Consider the following 2,798-nt stretch of genomic DNA (forward strand, 5'->3'; position numbering starts at 1 on the left):
AGGCCGCCATTTACCCGTGGCAAAGTCCCGGCGGCTGGCATCTGCTGGGGCGCACGCCCGTGCGCCTGTTCGACCTCGGCGATGCCGCCCGCCCGGCCCTGCTCGCGCCCGGCGACACGGTGCGCTTCACGCCGGTCGACCGCAACGAGTTCCTGCGGCTTGCTGCCGGTGTCAAGGCGGGAAAGATCGGGCGCAAGGAATGGCGGGCGTGATCGAAGTCCTCGACTGCCCGCTGCCGGCCAGTTTTCAGGATGCGGGCCGCCCCGGCTACCGGCACCTGGGCGTGCCGCTCTCCGGCGCGCTCGATGCCGGGTGGCTGGCCATCGCCAATGCGCTGGCGGGCAACCCGCCGGGGACCGTCGCGCTGGAGCTGCACCTGCTCGGCCCCCGGCTGCGGGCCACGGCGCCGGTCGTCATCGCCCTCGCCGGCGAGTTTTCGGCGCGCATCGAGGATGCCGGCGGTCAGTCGCGCGTAGCGGCCAATTGGTGCAGCCATGCGCTGGCGGCGGGCGAGATTCTCGTCACGGGAAGCCTGCGCAGCGACATCGGTTATCTCGCCGTGCATGGCGGCTTCGACCTGCCCGCAGTGCTCGGCAGCCGCTCCACCTATGCCCGCGCCGGGATCGGCGGCAGCGACGGCCGCGTGATCCAGGCAGGCGATTGCCTGGAAGTCGGCGCTGGTGACACGGCGATTCTGCTGCGTCTGCCGCAAACCCCGCGCCTGCCTGACGGCCCGCTACGCGTCATAGCCGGCCCGCAGCGCGAGTACTTCACCGACGCCGCCTGGCAGTGCTTTCTCAACGAGGAATTCACCGTCGGCCGCGAAGCGGACCGCATGGGTCTGCGCCTGGATGGTCCGCGCCTCGAACACACGCGCGGCGCCGATATCGTCTCGGATGCCGTCACGCCCGGCGCCATCCAGGTCCCCGGCGACGGCCGGCCGATCATCCTGCTGGCCGATTGCCAGACGGTCGGCGGCTACCCGAAACTCGCCACCGTGATCGGCGCCGACCTGCCGCGCCTGGGCCACGCCCTGCCCGGCCAGACCCTGCGCTTCGCCGAGGTGACCATCGAGGAGGCCCTCGCCGCCCGCCGCCAGGCCGCGGCCGAACTGGCAGAATGCATCGCAAGCATCGCGCCATGCAGCGCGGGATTCAATCTCGACGCCCTGTATGCCGCCAACCTGATCGACGGAGTCGTCAATGCGCATCAACCTTAATGCCGACCTCGGCGAGGGCTACGGTCCCTGGCACATGGGCGACGACGACGCCATGCTCGACATCGTCGCCTCGGCCAACATCGCCTGCGGCGGACATGCCGGCGACCCCGACGTCATGCGTCGCACCGTGCGCCTGGCGCGGGAGCGCGGCGTCTCGATCGGTGCCCACCCGAGCTATCCCGACCTGCAGGGTTTCGGCCGCCGCGCCATGGCCTTGTCGTCGGCCGAACTCGAAAACCAGATCGCGGCGCAGGTCGGCGCCCTGGCCGGCATCGCCGCGCTCGAAGCGACGCGCGTAACCCACGTCAAGCCGCACGGCGCGCTGAACAACCTCGCCTGCGTCGACCGCGGCGTGGCCGACACCATCTGCCGCTCCATCCATGCCATCGATCCCGGCCTGATCCTGCTCGCCCCGGCGGCATCGCAACTGGTGCTCGCGGGGCGCGCCGCCGGCCTCGTCGTCGTCGAAGAGATCTTCGCCGACCGCGCCTATCTGCCCGACGGCCAGCTGGTGCCGCGCTCCCGCGCGGACGCCATGATCCACGGCCCCGCCGCCTGCCTCGCCCACGTGCTGGCGATGCTCGAAGCCCGCGCCCTGATCGCCGCGGACGGCACGCGCCTCGCCACGCCGATCGGCAGCATCTGCGTCCACGGCGACAGCCCGGATGCGGTCGGCGTCGCGCGCCATCTGCGCGCCGGCCTGCAACAGGCCGGCCATGACATCCTGCCGCTGACGGAAATCGCATCCGGCAGCTGACGGTTACAATCGCGTCATGCACACAACTCTCCTGCGCGGCTCCGAATTACGCACCCTCGAAACGCGCCACGCCGGCGTCGCGCCGCCCTTGATGGAACGCGCCGGCCGTGCCGCCGCAGAATTCGCCAAGCGCCTGCTGAAAGGCAGCCGCGCTCCGGTGCTGGTGTTCGCCGGTCCCGGCAACAATGGCGGCGATGCGCGGGTGCTGGCACGCGTGCTCACGGAACATGGAATCACCGTGGCTGTAGCCGGCATGGAGGACAAAGTGCCGGCCGGCGACTACGGGCTGGTGGTCGACGGCCTGTTCGGCATCGGCCTGACACGGCCCGTCAGCGGCGCCGCAGCGGAACTGATCGCGCGCATCAACGCGTTTCGTGGTCCGGTCCTGGCGCTGGACATTCCCAGTGGTCTCGATGCCGACACCGGCCGCGTCATGGGCACTGCGGTGCGCGCCACGCATACCATCAGTTTCATCGGCGGCAAGCCGGGGCTGTACACGCTCGACGGACCGGATCACTGCGGTGAAGTGCGCGTCGCCAATCTCGGCCTGAAGCTCGACGACTTCCCCGGCGCGCTGCTCGCCATCGAGGATTTCCGCGACTGCCTGAAGGCGCGCCAGCGCAACAGCCATAAGGGCAGCTACGGTTCGCTGGCCGTGATCGGCGGCGCCGCCGGCATGACGGGTGCCGCGCTGCTGGCAGGGCGCGCCGGACTGAAGCTCGGCGCCGGGCGGGTCTTTGTCGGCCTGCTGCAGCCACTGGCCGTCGATCCGCTGCAGCCCGAATTGATGTTGCGCACGCCCGACGATGCGCTGGCGCAGGC

The 2,798-nt window shown here is 70.8% G+C and carries 4 protein-coding genes; all 4 read left to right on the forward strand.

What is annotated here, in order from left to right:
* On the forward strand, nt 1–212 hold a 212-nt coding region (locus WC493_RS23120), incomplete at its 5' end, for a carboxyltransferase domain-containing protein (RefSeq protein WP_373068979.1).
* Nucleotides 200–1,219, forward strand: coding sequence for a biotin-dependent carboxyltransferase family protein (locus WC493_RS23125; protein WP_373068981.1), 1,020 nt, complete (start codon nt 200–202; stop codon nt 1,217–1,219). The genes WC493_RS23120 and WC493_RS23125, both read left to right, overlap by 13 nt.
* Nucleotides 1,203–1,976, forward strand: coding sequence for a LamB/YcsF family protein (locus WC493_RS23130; protein ID WP_373068983.1), 774 nt, complete (start codon nt 1,203–1,205; stop codon nt 1,974–1,976). Before WC493_RS23125 ends, WC493_RS23130 begins: the two co-directional genes overlap by 17 nt.
* 91 nt (nt 1,977–2,067) lie before the next feature.
* On the forward strand, nt 2,068–2,798 hold a 731-nt coding region (locus tag WC493_RS23135; RefSeq protein ID WP_373068985.1), incomplete at its 3' end, for an NAD(P)H-hydrate epimerase.

It is taken from the genome of Zavarzinia sp., assembly GCF_041650655.1.
GTDB lineage: Bacteria > Pseudomonadota > Alphaproteobacteria > Zavarziniales > Zavarziniaceae > Zavarzinia.